The organism is Polaromonas sp. P1_E3, assembly GCF_056405935.1.
Window position 1 is genome coordinate 1 of sequence record NZ_JBFUBD010000422.1, and the last position, 2,184, is coordinate 2,184.

3 protein-coding genes are annotated in these 2,184 nt (G+C 62.5%); all 3 read right to left on the minus strand.

All coding sequences use genetic code 11. The features are described from left to right. Window positions 1-233: 30S ribosomal protein S15 (gene rpsO / locus AC1D0Z_RS20065; protein WP_477659929.1), on the minus strand; the 233-nt coding region annotated here is incomplete at its 3' end. A gap of 164 nt (window positions 234-397) precedes the next feature. Further along, a complete protein-coding gene (locus tag AC1D0Z_RS20070; protein ID WP_477659930.1) occupies window positions 398-1,585 on the minus strand; it encodes a pyridoxal phosphate-dependent aminotransferase in 1,188 nt (395 codons plus the stop codon). A gap of 54 nt (window positions 1,586-1,639) precedes the next feature. Beyond that, on the minus strand, window positions 1,640-2,184 hold a 545-nt coding region (locus tag AC1D0Z_RS20075; protein WP_477659931.1), incomplete at its 5' end, for an ABC transporter substrate-binding protein.

Here is a 2,184-nt window from a genome sequence, read left to right on the forward strand (position 1 = left end):
GTGTAACGGTCGGCGTCTTTGGACTTCAGGTAGTCCAGCAGCTTGCGGCGGCGGCTCACCATGCGCAGCAGACCGCGACGACCGTGGTGATCCTTGGCGTTGGCCTTGAAATGGGGGGTCAGCTCGTTGATGCGGCCGGTCAGCAGCGCCACTTGAACTTCAGGGCTGCCGGTGTCGCCGGCGGCACGTGCGTTGGCCTGAACGATTTCGGCCTTGACTGATTTTGCAATCATGGATTTCTCTTTCTTGCACCGAAGTGCGCTTGCGAGCGAAGCAGCGTTCCCGACATGGGAGTGAATAAACCGCTTTCGTCGTGTTCCGGCAGTCAAAAAGCCCATAAACCTGGATTTAAGGCTTCAAACTGCGTAGAGCCTTGGATTATAGCCTGAGAACCTGCTCATGTCCCAAGCCAGCGCCTGAGGCGTTCCACCCCCTGCCCCAGCCTGTCCACGTCCTGGCTGGCGAAGCACCAGCGCAGCCAGCCTTGGGCTTCTGGCCCTGGGTTGACCATGAAGGCATTGCCGGGCGCCAGGCCCAAGCCCCCCTCTGTCACCAGGCGTTTGGCGGTCTCCAGAGAGTCCCCAAAGCGCTTCTGGTCTTCCAGCCTGAAAAAGGCGTACATGCCGCCTTTGGCCGGCGCCAGCTGCACACCCGGCACCGCCTGCAGCAGCGGCACGAGGGTGTCGCGGCAGGTTTTCAGGTGAGCAACCACGCGAGGGGTGATATCGGCCGTCCGCTCGAGGGCCACCAGCCCGGCCCGCTGCACAAACACGGGCGCGCAGGAGGTGTTGAACTCCACCAGCTTGCCGATGTGCGGCGTCATGGCGGCCGGCATCACCAGCCAGCCCAGGCGCCAGCCAGTCATCAAAAAACTCTTGGAGAAACTATGAACGACCACCAACCGGTCATCGGACGCGGCGATGTCCAGAAAACTGGGCGCGCAGCCGTTAGGGGTGGGTTCGTAATAAAGCCGTTCGTAGACCTCATCCGCCAGTATCCAGGTCCCGGTCTTGCGGCAATGCGCCAGGATGGCCTCCTGCTCGGCGCGCGACAGCGTCCAGCCGGTAGGGTTGTTGGGCGCGTTAACGATCAGAAGCCTGGTTTTCGGCGTGATGGCAGCCAGCAACTCGGCCACGTCGAGCCTCCACTCACCCGCCACAGGCTTGAGGCTGACGCATTTCACGTGCGCACCCATGATGGCCGGCTGGGCCGTCAGGTTGGGCCAGACAGGCGTCACGGCCACGACTTCGTCGCCAGCATCCACCAGCGCCTGCACCGCCAGCATCAATGCATTGACGCCGCCCGAGGTCACCGCGATGCGTTCGGCCGTGACCGGCGCGGCGCCCGCACAGCGCAGGCCCGTCGCGTAAGCGGCAATGGCCTCCCGCAGCTCGGGCAAGCCCAGGTTTTGCGCATAGAAAGTCTCGCCCTGCTGCAACGACGCAGCCGCCGCATCGCGGATAAAGGCCGGAGTGACCTCATCGCTCTCGCCAAACCAGAACTTGAGGACGTCATCGCGACCCATGCCCGCGTTGGCCACCTGCCGAATCATCGATTCCTCAAGATCTAAAACAGTTTTTCTCATGGATAGTCCGTCCGCCTGCCGGCTCAATCGATTATTCAATCCGCCCATTTGAACTCAGGGCCGGACCATCTTGCAGCTGTTGGGCTGCTCGGCCTTTTCAGGCGAAATCGTCTTGATGACGCGAAAGCCGTAACCGGAACCTTCCACATCAAATTTCACCCCTGGCGAGCCCTGCTTGCCCATCAGCGCCACCAACAGCGGCTGCTGGAACTGGTGGTCGGCCGAGCGCATTGCGCCTTTGTGGCCCGCAAAAGCAACCGTACTGCGTTCCAGCTGCGCCGCAACCGCGCCGGCGTCAGCACTGCCCGCCTTGTCAAGGCTTTGGGCCAAGGACTCAATCATCAGCTGCATACGCATGTGCACATAGTCGTCCTGCGGCTTGGGGAAACGCTGGCGGAAGGACTGGTAGAAAGCTTCGGACTGCGCGCCCGCCTCGTTCGGGAACCAGTCGGCCACCGCAATCACCTTGCCCACGCCGGCGTCGCCCAGCGCACCCGGCACGCCCAGCGCGTTGCCGTAGAAGGTATAGAACTTGCCCTCGTAACCTACTTCCCTGGCCGCCTTGATCAGCAGCGTCAGGTCGTTACCCCAGTTACCCG

Bases quoted from the DNA above. Each gene is read 5' to 3' on its own strand.
- AC1D0Z_RS20070 (WP_477659930.1), bottom strand. From the start codon at position 1,585: ATGAGAAAAACTGTTTTAGATCTTGAGGAATCGATGATTCGGCAGGTG.